This is a genomic window from Kitasatospora papulosa (genome assembly GCF_000717245.1).
Taxonomy (GTDB): domain Bacteria; phylum Actinomycetota; class Actinomycetes; order Streptomycetales; family Streptomycetaceae; genus Streptomyces; species Streptomyces papulosus.
Genome location: NZ_JNYQ01000016.1, coordinates 38,343 through 55,881, shown reverse-complemented (window position 1 = coordinate 55,881; position 17,539 = coordinate 38,343). Strand labels below are relative to the sequence as shown.

At 71.0% G+C, this 17,539-nt stretch carries 15 protein-coding genes; 3 read left to right on the top strand and 12 right to left on the bottom strand.

Annotation, left to right across the window (positions count from 1 at the left end; genetic code table 11):
* Positions 1–36: 36 nt before the first annotated feature.
* Positions 37–828, bottom strand: coding sequence for a VOC family protein (locus tag IA22_RS0129525; RefSeq protein ID WP_014152828.1), 792 nt, complete (start codon positions 826–828; stop codon positions 37–39).
* 221 nt (positions 829–1,049) lie between these two features.
* Positions 1,050–2,039 carry a multicopper oxidase domain-containing protein gene (locus IA22_RS0129520; protein WP_015579641.1) on the bottom strand — a complete coding sequence of 330 codons (990 nt, stop codon included), beginning with the start codon at positions 2,037–2,039 and terminating at the stop codon, positions 1,050–1,052.
* Between the two features lie 231 nt (positions 2,040–2,270).
* Between IA22_RS0129520 and IA22_RS0129515 the strand changes: the two genes are divergently transcribed.
* Both IA22_RS0129515 and IA22_RS0129510 read left to right on the top strand, forming a co-directional pair.
* Positions 2,271–4,769, top strand: coding sequence for a ThuA domain-containing protein (locus tag IA22_RS0129515; protein ID WP_245229616.1), 2,499 nt, complete (start codon positions 2,271–2,273; stop codon positions 4,767–4,769).
* Positions 4,766–7,003: an OmpL47-type beta-barrel domain-containing protein gene (locus tag IA22_RS0129510; RefSeq protein WP_030125351.1), complete on the top strand. Its 2,238-nt coding sequence runs from the start codon at positions 4,766–4,768 to the stop codon at positions 7,001–7,003. The genes IA22_RS0129515 and IA22_RS0129510 overlap by 4 nt, the downstream gene beginning before the upstream one ends.
* A gap of 13 nt (positions 7,004–7,016) precedes the next feature.
* Here IA22_RS0129510 and IA22_RS0129505 read toward each other — a convergent pair whose 3' ends face one another.
* Together IA22_RS0129505 and ligD are read right to left on the bottom strand one after the other, a co-directional pair.
* Complete coding sequence (locus tag IA22_RS0129505; protein ID WP_015579637.1) at positions 7,017–8,087, bottom strand: ABC-2 transporter permease; 1,071 nt, start codon at positions 8,085–8,087, stop codon at positions 7,017–7,019.
* Positions 8,084–9,094, bottom strand: a complete 1,011-nt coding sequence (gene ligD / locus IA22_RS0129500) for a non-homologous end-joining DNA ligase (RefSeq protein WP_014152833.1) — start codon at positions 9,092–9,094, stop codon at positions 8,084–8,086. Before ligD ends, IA22_RS0129505 begins: the two co-directional genes overlap by 4 nt.
* A gap of 95 nt (positions 9,095–9,189) precedes the next feature.
* Here ligD and IA22_RS0129495 point away from each other — a divergent pair, with 95 nt between their 5' ends.
* Positions 9,190–10,251, top strand: coding sequence for an ATP-dependent DNA ligase (locus IA22_RS0129495; protein WP_030125350.1), 1,062 nt, complete (start codon positions 9,190–9,192; stop codon positions 10,249–10,251).
* 4 nt (positions 10,252–10,255) lie between these two features.
* Here IA22_RS0129495 and IA22_RS0129490 read toward each other — a convergent pair whose 3' ends face one another.
* Genes IA22_RS0129490 through IA22_RS0129455 form a run of 8 tightly spaced genes read right to left on the bottom strand, consistent with a single transcriptional unit; the run spans position 10,256 to position 17,539 of the window.
* Positions 10,256–11,500 carry a lytic transglycosylase domain-containing protein gene (locus IA22_RS0129490; RefSeq protein ID WP_030125349.1) on the bottom strand — a complete coding sequence of 415 codons (1,245 nt, stop codon included), beginning with the start codon at positions 11,498–11,500 and terminating at the stop codon, positions 10,256–10,258.
* 19 nt (positions 11,501–11,519) lie between these two features.
* The gene (locus IA22_RS0129485; protein WP_030125348.1) at positions 11,520–12,287 is read right to left on the bottom strand and encodes a hypothetical protein; all 768 of its coding nucleotides are present in this window, start codon (positions 12,285–12,287) and stop codon (positions 11,520–11,522) included.
* A 38-nt stretch (positions 12,288–12,325) separates the two neighbouring features.
* Positions 12,326–12,856, bottom strand: coding sequence for a nuclear transport factor 2 family protein (locus tag IA22_RS0129480; protein WP_014152837.1), 531 nt, complete (start codon positions 12,854–12,856; stop codon positions 12,326–12,328).
* Positions 12,857–12,869: 13 nt separating this feature from the next.
* Positions 12,870–13,490, bottom strand: coding sequence for a hypothetical protein (locus IA22_RS0129475; RefSeq protein ID WP_030125346.1), 621 nt, complete (start codon positions 13,488–13,490; stop codon positions 12,870–12,872).
* Entirely contained in the window at positions 13,487–14,008 is a 522-nt protein-coding gene (locus IA22_RS0129470) for a hypothetical protein (protein ID WP_030125345.1), read from the bottom strand. The genes IA22_RS0129475 and IA22_RS0129470 overlap by 4 nt, the downstream gene beginning before the upstream one ends.
* The gene (locus IA22_RS0129465) at positions 14,005–15,261 is read right to left on the bottom strand and encodes an MCE family protein (protein WP_014152840.1); all 1,257 of its coding nucleotides are present in this window, start codon (positions 15,259–15,261) and stop codon (positions 14,005–14,007) included. Before IA22_RS0129465 ends, IA22_RS0129470 begins: the two co-directional genes overlap by 4 nt.
* Complete coding sequence (locus IA22_RS0129460; RefSeq protein ID WP_014152841.1) at positions 15,261–16,400, bottom strand: MCE family protein; 1,140 nt, start codon at positions 16,398–16,400, stop codon at positions 15,261–15,263. Before IA22_RS0129460 ends, IA22_RS0129465 begins: the two co-directional genes overlap by 1 nt.
* Complete coding sequence (locus tag IA22_RS0129455) at positions 16,397–17,539, bottom strand: MCE family protein (protein WP_014152842.1); 1,143 nt, start codon at positions 17,537–17,539, stop codon at positions 16,397–16,399. Before IA22_RS0129455 ends, IA22_RS0129460 begins: the two co-directional genes overlap by 4 nt.

Below are 17,539 nucleotides of genomic sequence, written 5' to 3'. Positions count from 1 at the left end.
CGCCGACGGTCCGGACCGTCGGCGCAGGTCAGGAGGTCACGGCATCGGCGCGGGCCTGATCACCGCGAAGGTGGCCCCCGCAGGGTCGGCGATGGTCGCGATCCGGCCGACCTCGGGCAGGTCCGTGGCCGCCATGGTCACGCCGCCGCCCAGCCGCTCCGCGGCGGACACCGTGGCGTCCGTGTCGTCCACGGCGAAGTACGGCAGCCAGTGCGGTCCGGCCGCGGTCTCGCTCGGCACCTGGTCGAGGGGGACGAGTCCTCCGAAGGCGGACTCGTCGTTGTCCGTGCCCGCGGGCCGTACGACCGTGTAGGCGCCGCCGGGGAAGCTCATCTGGTTGGTCTGCCATCCGAAGACCGTGTTGAAGAAGGCGGCCGCCGAGGGCACGTCCGGGGTGTACAGCTCGGACCAGATCAGCGAACCCGGCTCCATGATCATGCCGAGACCCGGGTTCGTACCGGGCTGCCAGACGCCGAAGTACGCACCGTTGTTGTCGGTGAAGCCGCCCATGCGCCCGTAGTCCAGTACGTCCATCGGCGGGAAGGCCGCGGTGCCCCCGGCCTGCTCGACCGTCCGCGCGGTCGCGTCCGCGTCAGGGGTCTGGAAGTAGACCGACCAGGAGGGCTTCCCCTGGCCCTCGGGTACGGTCATGACGCCCGCCACGCTCCGGCCCCGCAGCTGGTACGTCCCGTAGCCGCCGGTCTCGGGACCGCCCGGCTGCAGTTCCCAGCCGAACAGGCCGTTGTAGAAGGCCGTGGCCGCGTCGATGTCGGGTGTGCCGAGATCGACCCAGTCCGGGGCGCCGGTCTCGAAGGACGGGTCGAGCATGGTGTGCTCCTCGGGCGGATCCTGTGCCTCGCGTGGTCCGTCACGCCAGGCTTCCCTGACCCTCCGAGTCTGGCACCGGGCACCGGCGACCGCAGCCCCGGCGGGCGGGCCGGGCGCCCGGTCCACGGAGCGCGGCCCGCCGGCGGCAGGCACGCGGCGCCCGGCGCGGCAGGACACCGGGCGGCGGGCCTCCTGACGGGCTCCGGCGCGGGCCGCGGAGCTCAGTGCGCGTGTTCCTTCGCCGCCCCTGCCGCGTGGTGCGGCGGGTCGTACCCCGGGACCGTGCCGTCCGCCTTGGCGACGAGCAGCAGTCCGGCCATCCCCATGTCGGAGTGGCTCTGGACGTGGCAGTGGTACATCCAGGCGCCGGCCCCCACGTGCTCGCCCGCGATGATCTGGAAGCCGAAGGAGTCCGCGGGGCCGCAGATCTTCGTGTCGACCACGCGGCTGGGGTCGTCGGGTCCGGTGAGCAGCCCCGTCCGGTTGTCCGCCCAGCGGTGCCCGTGGATGTGGAACGTGTGGTAGTACTCGCCGTGCGTGATCATCACGACCTCGACCCGGTCGCCCACGGTCGCCTCGAAGTTCGGGCTCTCGTGGGCCGCCTTGTTGTTGATCGTCATGTCGTTGAAGACGATCGTGATCGTCTTGTCCGGCAGGACGTCCCCTTTGCGGCGCACGACAAGGGGCCCGTACAGCCCTTTGCGGATGCCGCCCGTGCCGTGGTCGGTGCCCACGACGTGGTCGTGGTAGTGCCAGTAACCGGCGCTGCCCGCCTGCCAGGTGCCGTCCTTGCGGCGGCCCGGGGCGTGGGTGCGCCAGGTGTACGTACGGGTGCCGCCCGGTTCGACGTGGCTGCGGTTCATCCGTGTGCCGTCGCTGGCGATGTCGTAGTCGACGCCGTGGACATGGAGGCTGGCGTCGACGTCCGTGGTGTTCTCGAACTCGATGTGCAGCGTGTCGCCCTCGGTGATCTCGATGAGCGGTCCGGGTACCGACGCCTTGCCCTTCTCGAAGCCGTATCCGAGTTGGCCGTCCGCCAGCTTCTCCGCGTACAGCTTGAGATGGCGGACGGCGCCGCCCGCGGGCGCGGTCTTCGCGGGGTTCTCCGCGGAGGTGGCCTGCACCGCGCCGAGTGACATCGATGTCACGCCGGTGGCCGCCGCCACTCCGCCGCCCACCAGCATCCGGCGGTTGAAGGTCCTTCGGTCCATGTCGAACTCCCCACTGCGAGACGGAAACTGACGCGCTGTTCCCCTGGACGGCCCACACGGTAGCCGGGGGCCGTGCGTTTATCCACACTCAGGACAAAGTTCGTTCGATTGCTGCCATACCTATTGGCGAGTCACGAAAAGAGGTCTAGCTTCGTGCGCTGTCGCAGTGACCACAGAGGTGCGGTGACGAAGTAGTGACCGGAGAAGTGACCAAGAGGGGTGGGTGACCACATGCAGCGCACACCACATCGCAGGTCCAGATCGCGTCGCGGTGTCGCGGCGGCCGTGGCGGCAGGGGCTCTGACCGCGTCCCTGCTCGGCGGCCAGGCGGCCACCGCCAGCCCGTATCCGGATCCAGGGCTGAAGGAGAGGATGGCGACAACGTTGTCCCTGCCTTCGCCGCCGGGCGGGGCCGATGTCCGAGTCCTGGTGTTCCACGCCTCGGCGGGCGAGGAGCCCCCGACCGTGGACGCGGGCATCGCGGCCATCGAGAAGATCGGACTCAGCGGTCCGGAGTCCGGGCGCTTCAAGACCGTCGCCACGGACGACGCCGGGGTCTTCACCAACGGCAAGAAGCTGGGCAGGTTCAACGCGGTCGTCTTCCTGACCGGCGGCGGCGACGTGCTCGACCCGGAGCAGGAGGCGGGCCTGGAGGCGTACATGGAGGCCGGCGGCGGCTTCCTCGGCATTCACGACGCCGCGCGCACCGAACCGTACTCGGACTGGTTCACCGGTCTGGTCGGCGCCCGTCCGGCCGCGGACAGTCCGACGGCCGTCCAGCGCGCCACGGTGGAGATCGGCGACCGGCAGCACCCGGCGACGAAGAACCTCCCGCTGGAGTGGAAGCGCCCGGACAAGTGGCTGAACTGGAAGGACAACCCGTCCGGCGACGTCCACACCGTGGCCCGCGTCCGCGAGCTCACCTACTCCCCCGGCAAGAGCGCAAACGGCTGGGACCACCCGGTCTCCTGGTGCCGTGACTACGACGGCGGCCGCTCCTTCTACACCGCCATGGGCGGTACGGCGGCCGGCTTCGCCGAGACCGACTTCCGGGACCATCTGCGCGGTGCGCTGGCCTGGACGAACCGTATCTCGCAGGCCGACTGCAAGGCGACCATCGACTCCAACTACACGGCGCAGCGGCTCACCCAGCCCAACCAGCCGGGCCGGAACGACCAGATCGGCGAGCCCCACGGCCTGGTGACCGCGAAGGACGGCCGGGTCTTCTACATCGGACGCGGCGGCGCGGACAGCAGCGTTCCCGTGGTCACCGACTGGAAGGACCCGAACGTCGGCAAGGGCGAGGGCGAGATCCATGTGTACGACCCCGCGACGAAGAAGGTCACCCTCGCCGGCAAGCTGAGCGTCTTCGGCAACAAGGGCGGCGGCGACGAGCTGGTCAAGGTCGAGGAGGGGCTGCTCGGCATCGAGCTGGACCCGGACTTCGCCACCAACGGCTGGGTCTACCTGCACTACACCCCGCACGCGAAGATCGACCGCGACAAGCAGATGGCGGTGCGGCAGGTCTCGCGGTTCACCTTCGACCACGCCACGGACAAGCTGGACCTGGCGTCCGAGAAGGTGCTGCTGCACTGGCCGGTCCAGATCCACAGCTGCTGCCACGCCGGCGGCGGCCTGGCCTGGGACTCGAAGGACAACCTCTACATCGCCACGGGTGACAACAACTCCTCGGGCTTCAGCGACGGTTACTCGGGCAACAACCCGCAGCCGAACTACAAGGGCGTGTCGTTCGCCGACGCCCGCCGCACCGCGGGCAACACCAACAACCTCAACGGCAAGATCCTGCGGATCCACCCCGAGGACGACGGCACCTACACCCTGCCCGAGGGCAACCTCTTCACCGGCAAGGAGCCGGACGAGGGCGGGGGCAAGACCCGTGGCGAGATCTATGTGATGGGTGTCCGCAACCCGGCGCGCATCTCCGTCGACACGTCGACCGACACGCTGTACGCGGGCTGGGTCGGCCCCGACGCGGGCGCTCCCAGCACGACCTGGGGTCCCGCGAAGTACGACACGTTCGCGGCGATCACCAAGGCCGGCAACCACGGCTGGCCGTACTGCATGGGCAACAAGCAGCCCTACCGGGACCGCAACCTGCCCGACCCGTCCAAGCCTCTGGGCTGGTACGACTGCAACGCCCCGAAGAACGAGTCGCCCAACAACGACGGCCTGGTCAAGCTGCCTCCCGTCACGTCGAACACCATCTGGTACTCGCCCCAGGGCGGCGGCGTGGACTACCCGCGCGACGCGAACGGCGTCCCGAGCTACAAGGTCGAGGACCAGAAGCAGCTCCTGCCCTGGCTCAAGGGCGGCGGCCAGGCCACGATGAACGGCCCGGTCTACCGCTACGACGCGGCGAGCACGAGCGAGGCCAAGTGGCCGTCCTACTGGGACGGCAAGTGGTTCGTCGGTGACTTCTACGACGACACCCAGCCGCGTCACGCCGTGCTGACCGACCCGAAGACGGTCGGCAAGGGCGGCCTGCCCACGCACGCGGAGTCCCTGAAGAAGATCATTCCGGTCGGTGCGGACGGCATCCGCAACCTCATGGACTGGAAGTTCGCCCCGGACGGATCGCTCTACGTCCTGGACTACGGTCGCGGCTTCTTCACCTCCGACTCCAAGTCCGCGCTGTGGCGCGTGACGTACAAGGGCGGCGGTCCGACCCCGGCCGCCGCAGACCTGGCCAGGAAGGCGGCAGCGCAGTGAGACACCCCTCGCTCCTCGCTCGACGGCGGTACGGGCCCGCACGCTGGTGGCTCGCCCTGCTCGGATCGTTCCTGATGGTTCTGGGGCTGGCGTCGACCGCCGCCTACGGACGGGACGACGACCGGTCGGCGGCCGCCGCCGACCAGGTCCTCAACTGGACCGCCGGTGACCCCATCGACCACTACCTGACGGCGCCGAGGACCGCGGTGGCCGGCGCCGCGACGATCGTCTTCGAGAACAGCACGGCCACGGGCAACACCACGGGCATGCCGCACACGCTGACCTTCAGCGTCTCGGACCCGGAGTTCAACGACGACGTCGCGGTCAACATCCTGGCCAACCCCAGTGACAGCGAGGGCGGCAAGCACAGCGTCGAGGTCACTCTCACGCCGGGCCGGTACTTCTACCACTGCACGATCCCCGGCCACGGCTCGATGCAGGGCATCCTCACGGTGACCGAGGACGGCGGCGGCGAGGACACCACCGCTCCCGAGACCTCGGCGACCGTGGACGGCGACAAGAACGCCGACGGCGCGTACATCGGCCAGGCGACCGTCACCGTGGCGGCGACCGACGCGGGTTCGGGCGTCGACACGGTCGAGTACGCCGTCGGGGCGGACGGCGCCTGGCAGCCGTACACCGCACCCGTCGTGGTGAACGAGGTCGGATCGCACTCGATCCGCTACCGCGCCACCGACAAGGCGGGCAACGCCGCGGCCGAGAAGAAGGCCGACTTCGCGGTCGCCGCACCCCCGACGGACGACAGCACCGCGCCGGAGACCTCGGCGACCGTCTCGGGCGAGAAGGACGACGCCGGGGCCTACCTCGGCATGGCCACGGTCACCGTGACCGCGTCCGACACCGGCTCGGGCGTCAACACCATCGAGTACGCGATCGGGGCGGACGGCGCCTGGCAGCCGTACACCGCACCCGTGATGGTGCACGAGGTGGGTACGCACAGCGTCCGCTACCGCGCCACCGACAGGTCCGGCAACGTCGCCGCGGAGAAGTCCGTGGACTTCACGGTCGTCGAGCCGCCGTCGCAGGACGGGAAGCCGCCGGAGACCTCCGTGGTGGTGTCGGGCGACAAGAACTCCGACGGCGCGTTCATCACCAGTGCGAAGGCCACGGTCACCGCGACCGACGCGGACTCGGGTGTGGACAAGGTCGAGTACTCCCTCGACGGCGGCCCGTACCTGGCCTACTCCGCCCCCGTCGTCGTCGACCGGGTCGGCCGCCACACGTTCGCCCACCGGGCGACGGACAAGGCGGGGAACACCTCGCAGGCGAAGCAGGCCTCGTTCACCGTCGCGCGGAGCGGCGGCGTACCGGCGCCCAACTGCCCGGAGTTCGACGAGCGGCTCACCGTCATCGTCGGCACGGTCGACACGGGCGTCCCCAACCGGCTCACCGGCAACCGGTGCACGATCAACGAGCTGATCGAGGACGAGAAGGACTGGTCCTCGCACGCGCTGTTCCTCAAGCACGTCGACAAGGTCCTGGACAAGCTCCTCGCCGACGGAGTCGTCGACGCCCGTGAGCACAAGAAGATCTACAGGGCAGCCAAGCAGTCGGGCATCGGTAAGCCGGGCCAGGACGAGGGCTACCGCAAGCTGTTCGACGGCACCGCCGACTCCCTCGCCCAGTGGGAGCAGGTCGGCGGCGGGAAGTTCGGGCTCAACACCGAGGACGGTTCGATCACCAGCTCCACCACGGTGGACGGCATGGGGATGCTGTGGTTCCCGGCCAGGCAGTACGGGGACTTCTCGCTGAAGCTCCAGTGGCGTGACGACGCGCCCGGCGCGGGCAACGCCAACGGCGGGGTCTTCGTCCGCTTCCCGGACGTCCACGACCACCCGGAGGAGTCCCGTCCGGAGTGGGTCGCCATCAAGTACGGCCATGAGATCCAGGTCAACGACCGGCCCGACGGCGACATGTACAAGACCGGGTCCGTCTACGGGTTCGACCGGGTCGGCCTGGGCGGCGCCGGTGTCACGCCCAAGGGCACCTGGAACGACTACGAGATCCGGGTGGTGGACCAGCACTACTCGGTCTACCGCAACGGTGTCCTGCTGAACGAGTTCGACAACAACGGCGGTCAGCTCTTCGAGCCGCCGCGGGGCGACGACCCGGGCACCGACGGCCGACGGTACGCCTCCGGCTACGTCGGGCTCCAGGTCCACAGCACCACGGACGTGATCTCGTACCGCGACATCCGCATCAAGGAGTTGTAGGCGCGAGGCACACTCAGGCGGCCGCGGCCGCGTGCTCCGGCACGCGGTCGCGGCCTCCCGGGTGCCGGTGGCGCCAGACCCAGAAGACCGTGCAGGACACCAGTGCCCAGGCCGCCAGCACCAGGTACGGGAAGACGTACTGGTGGCCCTGGTAGTAGACCGCCGTGTGCTGGGCGTTGACGGAGGCACCGGGCGGGAGCCAGCGCCCCACGTGCCCGAGGACCGAGGGCAGCAGGGGCCAGGACACCGCCCCGCCGGACGAGGGGTTGCCGAGCAGCACCATGACACCCCAGGTCGGGATCATCGCCCAGCGGCCGATGAGGGTGTTGAACATCGTGAAGACCATCCCCGACGTGAACATCGTGAACGCCAGGATCAGCCACGACTGCACGAACGGCAGATCGAGCGCGCCGAGCCCCCAGTCGACCACCGCCGCGATGGCGAACCCGCCGAGCAGGGCGTAGGCGACGGTGAACAGGATCCGCTCCAGCGGGTTGAGCGCGCGGGCGTGGACGCTGAGCTGGATCGCCCCGACGAAGCCGATGATGACGGCGGCGAGCGAGATGTAGAAGAGGGCGAGACCGCGCGGGTCCCCCTCACCGAGCGGTTTGACGTCCTTGACGGTGAGCGGGACGCCGAGGGTGCGGGCGACCTTCACCCCGGTCTCGCCCAGCAGCTGGGCCACGGTGGCGCCGGAGGCCCCGGCGACCTCCATCGCCACGCCCTTCCCCTTGCTCCGCAGGATCGCGAAGACCTTCTGCTCGTCGAGCGCCTCCTCGGCCTGTGCGCCGTCCGGGTACCGGTGGAGTTCGAGCGAGGCGTCGAGGGCCTTCTCCATCCCCTGGACGAACCGCGCGGCATAGGGAGACCTGGGGCCCTCGACGACGGCGACCGGAATGCGGTGCGGGGTCGGGTTGGCCATCGCATAGGTGTACGAACCGGCGAAGAGTCCGGCCGCGGCCGCGAGGATGAAGAGCAGGACCACCGCCGGAAAGTACGGCGACTTCTTGTACGACTCCCACTTCTCCCGCCGGGTCGGCGGCCTGCCGTGCGCTCCGTGGGCGCCGGAGGCCCCGCCCGTCATGCCGGGTCACCGTCGTCGCGGCGGGCGCGGCTGGGCTGCACCCGTTTCGGCTCACCCGGCATCTTCGGGTACTCCGGCGGATAGGGCAGGTCGCCGAGTTCGTGCTCGTGCTCGTCGCGTCGGGCCAGTTCGAGCAGCCCGTCGAGGCGGAAGGCGTGGTCGTCCATGTCGGCGTGCAGGTCGCCGGCCTCCGCGTACCGCGCCGGCATGGTCCGGAGGTCGAAGTCGCGGGGCTCGGCGTCGTCGATCTCCTCCCAGCGCAGCGGGGCGGAGACGGGGGCGTGCGGGAAGGGGCGTACGGAGTAGGCGGAGGCGATGGTCCGGTCGCGGGCCGTCTGGTTGTAGTCGACGAAGATCCGCTCGCCGCGTTCCTCCTTCCACCAGGCGGTGGTCACCCGGTCGGGCATCCGGCGCTCCAGCTCCCGCCCCACCGCGATGGCCGAGCGTCTGACCTGGGTGAACGTCCACTCGGGGACGAGCGGGACGAAGACGTGGATGCCGCGGCCGCCGGAGGTCTTGGGCCAGCCGCGCAGGCCGTGGTCGTCCAGGACCGCGCGCAGTTCGTGGGCCGCCCTCACCGCATCGGCGTAATCCGTGCCGGGCTGCGGGTCGAGGTCGATGCGCAGTTCGTCGGGGTGGTCGGTGTCCGCCCTGCGCACCGGCCAGGGGTGGAAGGTCAGGGTGCCCAGGTTCGCCGCCCAGAGGACGGCTCCGAGTTCGGTGGGGCACATCTCGTCGGCGTGCCGGCCGCTGGGGAACTCGATCCTGGCGGTGGGGGTCCAGTCGGGGAGGTTCTTCGGCGCCCGCTTCTGGTAGAAGAAGTCGCCCTCGACACCGTCGACGAAGCGCTGGAGCGTGGTGGGCCGCTCGCGCAGGGCCCGGAGGATCCCCGGCCCCACGGCCTGGAAGTAGTCGGCCACGTCCTTCTTGGTGTAGCCCTTCTCGGGGAAGTACACCTTGTCCGGGTTGGACAGGCGCACGGCCCGTCCGTCCACGTCCAGCTCCACCGCTGCTCCAGCTCCCATGTCGGACACCGTAGGCCGGGGCCACATACGCCGCATATCGGGAGACGTGCCGCGTGCGGTGGGTGAGAATCGGGACCATGGACCTGCCGGTGATGCCTCCCGTGAAGCCGATGCTCGCCAAGTCCGTGTCCGCGATTCCCCCCGGGATGCAGTACGAGGCGAAGTGGGACGGGTTCCGGGCGATCGTGCACCGTGACGGCGACGAGGTGGTGATCGGCAGCCGGACGGGCAAGCCCCTGACCCGCTACTTCCCCGAGGTGGTCACAGCCCTGCTGGAGAACCTTCCCCGGCGCTGTGTGATCGACGGTGAGATCGTCCTGCCGTACGACGGGCGGCTGGACTTCGACCGGCTGAGCGAGCGCATCCATCCGGCCGACTCCCGGGTCCGGACGCTCGCCGAACGGACCCCGGCGAGCTTCGTCGCCTTCGATGTCCTCGCCCTGGACGACACGTCCCTGCTGGCCGCTCCGCAGACCGAGCGGCGCAGGATCCTGGAGGAGGCGCTGGCGGAGGCCTCGGCGCCCGTCCATCTCGCCCCCTCCACCACGGATCCGGCCCTCGCGCGGGAGTGGTTCGAGCGGTACGAGGGGGCGGGGCTCGACGGAGTGGTCGCCAAACCGCTCGATCTGCCGTACCGGCCGGACGCCCGCGTCATGTACAAGATCAAGCACGAACGGACCGCGGACTGCGTGGTGGCGGGCTACCGCTTCCACAAGAGCGGCCCCGTGGTGGGCTCGCTGCTGCTCGGGCTGTACGACTCCGGGGGCGCCCTGCAGCACGTGGGGGTGTGCGCCGCCTTCTCGATGAAGCGGCGCGCCGAACTGGTCGACGAGCTGGATCCGTTGCGCATCGAGCCGGCGGAACATCCGTGGGCCGCCTGGGCGGACGCGGCGGCGCACGAGGGTTCACGGCTGCCGGGCGCTCCGAGCCGCTGGTCGGGCAAGAAGGACCTGTCCTGGGTGGCGCTCGCGCCCGAGCGGGTCTGCGAGGTGGCGTACGACCACATGGAGGGTGACCGCTTCCGCCACACCACCCAGTTCCGCCGGTGGCGGCCGGATCGCACCCCCTCCGGCTGCACGTACGCGCAGCTGGAGGAAGTGGTGCGCTACGACCTGGCCGAGGTGCTGAGCACCCGCTGACCCGTCAGGCGGTGGGGGTGGGGCAGGGCTCGGCCTCACCGGTGGGAGCCGCCGGGTCGGGCGGCCCGGCGGGGGTGGTGGGGCAGCCGGAGTCCGACGGCGTGGGCTCCGGGTCGGGAGTCGTGGTCGGGTCGGGCGTCGTGGTCGGATCCGGAGTGGTGGTCGGGTCGGGCGTCGTGGTGGGGTCCGGTGTCGGGGTGGGCCCGGTGGGGCCGCTGTCCGTCGGGCCGGGGCTCGGGGTCCCGCCGGGGCCGGGGCTGCCGGAGTCCGTCGGCGTGGGGGTGGGCGTGACGGTGGGTGAGGTGGACGGCCGCGGGGTGCCGCCGGGCTGCGGGCCGACGACGATGCCGCCGCCGCCCTTGCCGGGGTCGCTCGGGCTGCCGGGGCCTCCGACCGGGGCCTTCGGCGTGTGGGTGCTGCCCGCTCCGGGGCTCTTCGGGACGACGCCCTTGCCGTCGGGGACGGCGTGGGTGCCCTTGCGGTAGAACTCCAGCCAGGACAGGACCGTGCGCAGATAGGTGTCGGAGTGGTTGTAGCTGAGGACCGCCCGGTCCAGGTCCGCCCGTGCGGACAGGTCGCGGGTCCCCGCGCAGAGGTAGTGGCCTGCGGCGAGGGCCGCGTCGGCGATGTTGCCGGGGTCCTTGCGTCCGTCGCCGTTGCCGTCCCTGCCCCAGTGCGCCCAGGTCGAGGGGATGAACTGCATGGGCCCGACGGCACGGTCGTAGCGGGTGTCGCCGTCGTACGCACCGCCGTCCGTGTCGGGGATGTTCGCGAAGCCGGCTCCGTCGAGGACGGGGCCGAGGATCGGGGTGAGCGTGGTTCCGGCGGCGTCCACCCGCCCGCCGCTCGCGTGGCCGGACTCCACCTTCCCGATCGCGGCGAGCAGTTGCCAGGGGAGGTTGCATCCGGGGTCGCTCCGGCCGAGGGCGCTCGCCGCGGCCCGGTAGGCGGCCAGGACGGTGGTGGGGATGCCCGCCTCGGCCCAGCTCTGCACGACCGCGGGGCCGGGCTTCTTCCCGCTGTGCGGACTCCTGGGCGGCTCCGGTGACCGCAGGGGCGGAAGCTCGGTGTGGTAGCTGTCGTCGTTCGGCACCTCGGTCCACACGACGTCGTCCGCCGCCACGTTCTTCATGTCGTCGCCGGTGCCGCCCACGAGCCCGGGGGCCTGGGACGCGGTGAGCGCCGCCATGGCGGCCACGGCGGTGGCCGTCCCGGTGAGTCCGCGGCGCATCGTTCCGTTGAACCTCATGTGTCCTCCCTCTCCTGGGTCATCGCGCGAAGGTGTCGATGGCGGCGATCCGCCAGGTGTCACCGCGACGCACGGCGTCCACGGCGAACATGGCCGCCGCGTAGGTGGTCTCCTCCTCCTTGCCCGTACGGGTGTTGCTCTGGTCGGCGAAGACCAGCAGCCGGGCCCGGTCGCCGTCGAGCAGTTCGACGCCGCTCTCGGTGACGGTCGTGGTGAGCACCAGCTTCTGCTTCGGCGCCTGGGCGCGTACCTCGGCGAGCATGTCCTTGTGCTGCTGGACGGCCTTGCCGGTCAGGTACTTCTGCGCGGCCAGGTCCGACTTGCCCGGCGACGCGTACGTGTACGAGAAGACGGCGCCCACGGCCTCGGAGATCTGGCCCTTGACCTCGCTCGTCCGGCTGATGTCGGTGAGCGCGGTGTTCTGCCGCGTGGGGTCCTCCCGGAGCGTCGCCGCGGAGCTGAACGCCCAGGCCGCGAAGGCGCCGAGCAGCACGGTGGCCGCGCAGAGCACGGCGGGGAGCCGGATGCGGAGGCGGGGAATCCGGCGAGGGGGGCGTACGTCCCCGGCCGCCTCGTCGGAGGCCTCGCCGTCGGCCTGCGCATCGGGGTCGGCATCGCCCTCGGGGTCCTCAGGAGGCTCGTGGGCCTCGGAGGGCCCCGCCGCCTCGGCCGCCTCGGCCGCCCCGGTGGCCGGTTCCGGGGCCGAGGATGTGCGCGCCGGTGCGTTCGTCGCGGTGACGGTGGCGAGCCTGCGACGGCGGTTGACGAGGTGTCGGGTCGTCGACATGTCGGTGGTCCTCTCGAAGGGCTTCGGTCGGGCGGGGTTCAGCCGGCTGTGTTGCCGACCGGGGCCTGGCCGAGGGCGCTGAGCTTCCACCCCTCGGAGGTGCGGGTGAGTTGGCCCAGCATCCGGCTCTCCTTGACCGCGGGCTTGCCCTCCGGGGCCGTCACGGTGACCCTGAGGGCCACCATCACCCCCGCCTTGCCGGCCCGGTCGTCGAGCTCCGTCACCGCGCCCGACAGGATCTCGGCGGTGCTGACGGTCCTGGCGGCCTCGATCTGCTCGACGAACGCGTCCCTCCCGTCGACGAGTTGCTTGTGCAGGTCGCCGGTGGTCGACTCCTCCCAGCTGTCGAGCCCCTGCTCCACCTTCGCGTGGTCGAGCGTGTTCATGTTCTGCACGGCCTGCTCCCCCGCGGCCAGCGCCTCGTCGCGGGCCCCCGCGTAGGCCGCCGCGTCGTCGTGCGTCGCCTCGTAACGCTCCCAGCCGCCCCAGCCCGCCGCGCCGGCCGCCGCGACCGCCAGCACGATCGCTGCCACCACCAGCGGATTCCTCGTCGTCCGTACCCGTGCCATTGGTGCCTCTCCCCTACCTGGAGGTGATGTCGACGATGATCCAGCGGTCGCCACGCAGTTCCGCCGTCACCGAGAGCTGCGCGGCCGCCGTGGTGGCTGCCTTGCCCTCGCGCTCGGAGACCTGGTCGAGGAAGACGAGCAGGCGGGCGCTGCGGGTGCCGAGCCGGGTGACCCCGGCGCGTACGGCCTGCGAGGTGAGCGTGAGCTTCTGGTCGGCCGCCTGCTTCTCGACCTGGCCGAACAGGGCCGCGTACTGCTGCAGGGCCTTGCCCGCCAGCAGCCGCTTCGCCGATTCCTTGGTGGCCGCGGTGCTCCGGGGGTTGTACGTGAAGACCTTGCCCAGGGCGCTGCTGACGTCGCCCACGACCCGGTTGGTCCCGGCGGTGTCGGTCAGCGCCCGGTTCGAGGTCGCCGGGGTATCGCGCAGGTGCCGCCCCTGGACGAAGAGGACGGCCCCGGCGGCCAGCAGGGCGACGGCCAGGGTGGCCGCGAGAACACGGCGCCAGGCAGCGCGGGGCGTACCGGTACCGCCCTCCTCGGTGCCGGTCCGCGTCGCCGTCCCCGGCTCGCGCTCCGGCTCCCGTTCCGGCTTCGAGGAGGTGTCCTGGACCGTGGTCCCTCCGGACTGTGTCATCCGCCGCTCCCGACCGGTATCGCGTCCAGTGCCTTGATCTTCCAGCCGTCGCCGGTCCGGGCCAGGGTCGCCTCGAAGCGTTTGCGCTCGGTTCCGCCCTTGCCGGTGCGGGGGGTGACGGCGACGTCCACGGTGGCGATCAGCACCGCTGTGCCGGCGCGTACGTCGAGCGCCGTGAGGGCGGCGTCGGTGACCTTGCCGCGCGCGGTCGCCCCGGCTTCGGCGAGCTCGGCGGTGTCCTTCTTCCGGGTGCGCTCCAGCTGTGTGCGCAGCGGGCCCGTGGAGGCGGCGAGCCAGGCCGTGAGCCCTGACTTCACACTCGCCGCGCTGGTGCCGTCCATGCTGTTCAGCCGCGCGAGCCGGCTCCTGCCGTCGGCGGTCGCCGCGTCACGTGCCTTGGCGTAGGCCAGGGTGTCGTCGCCGCGTGCCTGTGTGTAGGACCAGCCTCCGAGTGCGCAGACCAGCGCGGCCGCGAGCATGACGGCCCATCCGCCCAGGCTCCTGGTACGGGCGTTCACGCGCCGCCTCCCAGGCCGAGCAGTCCGGCCATACCGCCGGCCGGACGTGGGGTGTCCCCCGGGGCGCCGAGGGCGCCGGGAAGTCCGGAACCCTCCGTACCGGCGATCAGCGAGCCGGGCTTCGCCGGCGTCGGCACTCCGCCGCCGTCGGGGGCGTTGCCGCTGCCGCGTACGTTGATGCCGCTGCCGGGCGAGGAGGCGCAGCGGGCCTTGGTGTTCACCGGCGGTGCCGCCGAGAGGTCCTTGCCGGGGCGGTAGGTGGTGGCGCCGTATCCGGAGGTGCAGGGCAGGGGCTCGAAGAAGGTGACGGCCATCCCGAACCGGGCGGCGCCGTCCTCGTCGATGATGCTCGCCCCGGCCGCGGCGACCGCGGGTACCTTCACCAGCAGTTCCTCCAGCCCCCGTTGCCGGGTGACGGCGACCTCCGAGGTGGTGAGGAGGTTGGCGACGACGACTCCGAAGCCGGGTTCGAGGTCCCTCAGGAGCCCGCTGATCTGGGCGGTGGCACCGGGCGCCGCCGCGATCAGCCGGCGCAGGTCGGTGTCGGAACCCTTGAGTTCGGCGGCGAGTTCCTCGGCACCCGAGGCGAATCCCTTGAGCGCCTCGCCCTGTTCGGCCTGGGTGCGCAGCACGGTCTCGCCGTCCGTCATCAGCTTGGTGGTGGTCGGCAGGGCCTGGTCGGCGGCCTCGACGAACTCGCCGCCGGTGTCCAGCAGCACCTGGAGGTCGTCCCCGCGTCCCTCGAACGCGGCGCCGAACTCCTCGACCACCGTGCGCAGGTCCTCGGTGTCGACGGAGGCGGTGAGGTCGTTGACGCTGGTGAGGACGTCGGTGACCGGCGCGGGGACGGTGGTGTCGGCCTGGTCGATGACCGAGCCGTTCTCCAGGAACGGACCGTCCTTGCGGGTGGGCCGCAGGTCGACGTACTGCTCGCCGACCGCGGAGAGGCTGGCGACGACGGCTTCCAGACTGTCGGGGATGCGCGGTGCGTCGTTCTCGATGCGCAGCTCCGCCTCGACTCCCTCGTCGGTGAGCTCGATCGGACCGACCCGGCCGACCGAGACACCGCGGTAGGTGACGTTGGAATGGGTGAAGAGGCCACCCGTCTGCGGCAGTTGGATCTTCACCGTGTAGTAGCCGCGCAGGCCGACGTAGTGGCCGAGGTCGGCGTAGCGGGCGCCCAGGTAGCCGAGGACGAGGACCGCGATGACCAGGAAGGCGATGTTCTTGAGACGGGTGGCGAGGGTGATCATCAGGAGGTGCCCTCCGTGCCGGATGCGGTGACCGACGGGAGCGGCAGGGGCAGCGCCGATCCGGACTTCTGAGCGGTGCCGGCCGCCGGCGGGGTGAGTGCGGGGATGATCTGCGTGCCGGGCACGGCGGTGACGTCCAGGTAGACGTTCAGGTAGTCGCCCTTCACCCCGCGCAGCACCTCGTCCGTGAACGGATAGGTGAGCAGCACCTGCAGGGAGTCGGGGAGGTCCTTCCCCGAGTCGGCGAGGGCCTTCAGGGTGGGGGCGAGGGCCTTGAGGTCGGCGATCATGTCCGCCTTGCTCCTGTTGACCGTGTCGACGGCGACGGTGGAGAGCGTGTCGAGCGAGCGCAGCATGGTGAGCAGTGATCCGCGCTGCTTCTCCAGCACCTTCAGGCCCGGGCTGAGGCCGGTGAGCACGGTTCCCACGTCCTGTTTGCGGGTGGCGAGTGTGGCGGCGAGCCGGTTGACGCCGTCGAGTGCGTCGGTGATGTCCTCCTTGTGGGTGTCCAGGTCGGTGACCAGGGTGTCGACGCGGCTCAGCATCGAGCGGATCTGGGGTTCCTGGCCGGCGAGCGCCTTGTTGAGCTCGGTGGTGATGGTCTTGAGCTGGGCGATGCCGCCGCCGTTGAGCAGCATGGACAGGGCGCCGAAGACCTCTTCGACCTCGGGGTTGCGGTTGGTGCGGACGAGCGGGATGCGGTCGCCGTCGGACAGCGAGCCCTTCGCCGTGCCGTCGGCGGGCGGTGAGAGCTGGACGTACTTCTCGCCGAGGAGGCTGGACTGTTCGAGGTGGGCGTAGGCGTTGGCGGGCATCCTGATCTTCCCGTTGACGCGCATGGTCACCTTGGCGGTCCAGCTGCCCGGGGTGAGGGAGATCTTGGTGACCCGGCCCACGGCCACGTCGTTGACCTTGACGGAGGACTGCGGGGCGAGGCTGAGGACGTCCCCGAACTCGGCGGTGATCTCGTACGGGTGGTCGCCGAGGTCGGCTCCACCGGGCAGTGGCATCTGGTCGATGCCCGAGAACGACGGCAGTCCGGTGGTGGTGGCGACGAGTGCGAAGCAGACGCCGGCGGCCACCAGGGCTCCGAGGCCCGCGACCGCGCGGGTGCCGGGTCTGCGCAGGTCGGGGGTCATCGGTCCGCCTCCTTCTTCTCGCCCGCACCGGTCTTCTTCTCGGTCCCGGTGTCCTCGGGGGTGCCGTAGACGGTGCCGACGGCGGGTAGCGGCAGGACGGGCAGGGCCTTCTGCCGGGTCGTGTCCACCGGGGCGAGCCCCTGGAGGCCGGCGTTCCCGGCCACGGGTTCGGTGAGCGGGCCGCCCATGGACAGCTCGTTGAGGTTCGTGCGCCCGTCGAGGGTCCGGTTCGCCGGGTCGTAGGCGTTGAGCACGTTGCCCGCCGCGAGCGGCAGCGTGTCGAGCGACTCGGCGAGCGAGGCACGCTGGTCGACGAGCGTTTGGGTGAGCGGGACGAGGAGGTCCACGTTCTTCTTGAGCGCGCCCCGGTTCTTCTGGATGAAGGTCTTCACCTGGCCGAGTGCGGTGCCCAGTTCCTTCAGGGCCGCGCTGAGGTTCTCCTTGTCGTCGGCGAGGAAGCCGGTGACGGTGTTGAGCTGCTGCTCCGCGGCGCGTACGTCGCCGTCCTTCTCCTTCAGCATGGTGGTGAAGGTCTGCAGGTAGGACAGCGTGTCGAAGAGGTTGCCACTGGACTTGTCGAGCGTCTTCGTGGCCTTTCCGAACTGTTCGATTGAGTCTCCGATGGCCTCGCCGTTGCCCTTGAGGTTCTTGGAGCCTGTCTCCAGGAGTCCGGCGAGCGCACCGTCGGCGTTGGCCCCGTCGGGGCCGAGCGCCGTGGAAATCTCCGTGATCGACTCGTAGAGCTGGTCCACCTCGATGGGCGTGGCGTTGTTCGCCGCGGGGAGGACGGCTCCGCCCTCCAGCCGCGCTCCCCCGGTGTAGGCCGGGGCGAGCTGGACGTACCGGTCGGCCACGAGGCTGGGGGCGACGACGACGGCGTGGGCGTCCGCGGGCACGTCGACGTCCTTGTCGAGCCGCAGGGTGACGCGGACCTCCTCGCCGCGCGGTGTCACCGATTCGACGGTGCCCACCTTCACCCCGAGGATCCGCAGATCGGACCCGGGGTACACGCCGGTGGCCCGGTCGAAGTAGGCGGTGACGGTGGTGCCGTCCTGGTCCAGGGCGCTCACGCCCGAGCCGACGGCCACGGCCACGACCGCGAGTCCGGCGCCGATGCCGATGATGCGGATGCGTCGCAT

Excerpts from the sequence above, each read along its gene's own strand:
- IA22_RS0129495 (WP_030125350.1), top strand. The coding sequence starts at position 9,190 with ATGGACCTGCCGGTGATGCCTCCCGTGAAGCCGATGCTCGCCAAGTCC.
- IA22_RS0129490 (WP_030125349.1), bottom strand. The coding sequence starts at position 11,500 with ATGAGGTTCAACGGAACGATGCGCCGCGGACTCACCGGGACGGCCACC.
- IA22_RS0129520 (WP_015579641.1), bottom strand. The coding sequence starts at position 2,039 with ATGGACCGAAGGACCTTCAACCGCCGGATGCTGGTGGGCGGCGGAGTG.
- IA22_RS0129505 (WP_015579637.1), bottom strand. The coding sequence starts at position 8,087 with ATGACGGGCGGGGCCTCCGGCGCCCACGGAGCGCACGGCAGGCCGCCG.
- IA22_RS0129475 (WP_030125346.1), bottom strand. The coding sequence starts at position 13,490 with ATGACACAGTCCGGAGGGACCACGGTCCAGGACACCTCCTCGAAGCCG.
- IA22_RS0129525 (WP_014152828.1), bottom strand. The coding sequence starts at position 828 with ATGCTCGACCCGTCCTTCGAGACCGGCGCCCCGGACTGGGTCGATCTC.
- IA22_RS0129485 (WP_030125348.1), bottom strand. The coding sequence starts at position 12,287 with ATGTCGACGACCCGACACCTCGTCAACCGCCGTCGCAGGCTCGCCACC.
- IA22_RS0129455 (WP_014152842.1), bottom strand. The coding sequence starts at position 17,539 with ATGCGACGCATCCGCATCATCGGCATCGGCGCCGGACTCGCGGTCGTG.
- IA22_RS0129460 (WP_014152841.1), bottom strand. The coding sequence starts at position 16,400 with ATGACCCCCGACCTGCGCAGACCCGGCACCCGCGCGGTCGCGGGCCTC.
- IA22_RS0129515 (WP_245229616.1), top strand. The coding sequence starts at position 2,271 with ATGCAGCGCACACCACATCGCAGGTCCAGATCGCGTCGCGGTGTCGCG.
- IA22_RS0129480 (WP_014152837.1), bottom strand. The coding sequence starts at position 12,856 with ATGGCACGGGTACGGACGACGAGGAATCCGCTGGTGGTGGCAGCGATC.
- IA22_RS0129465 (WP_014152840.1), bottom strand. The coding sequence starts at position 15,261 with ATGATCACCCTCGCCACCCGTCTCAAGAACATCGCCTTCCTGGTCATC.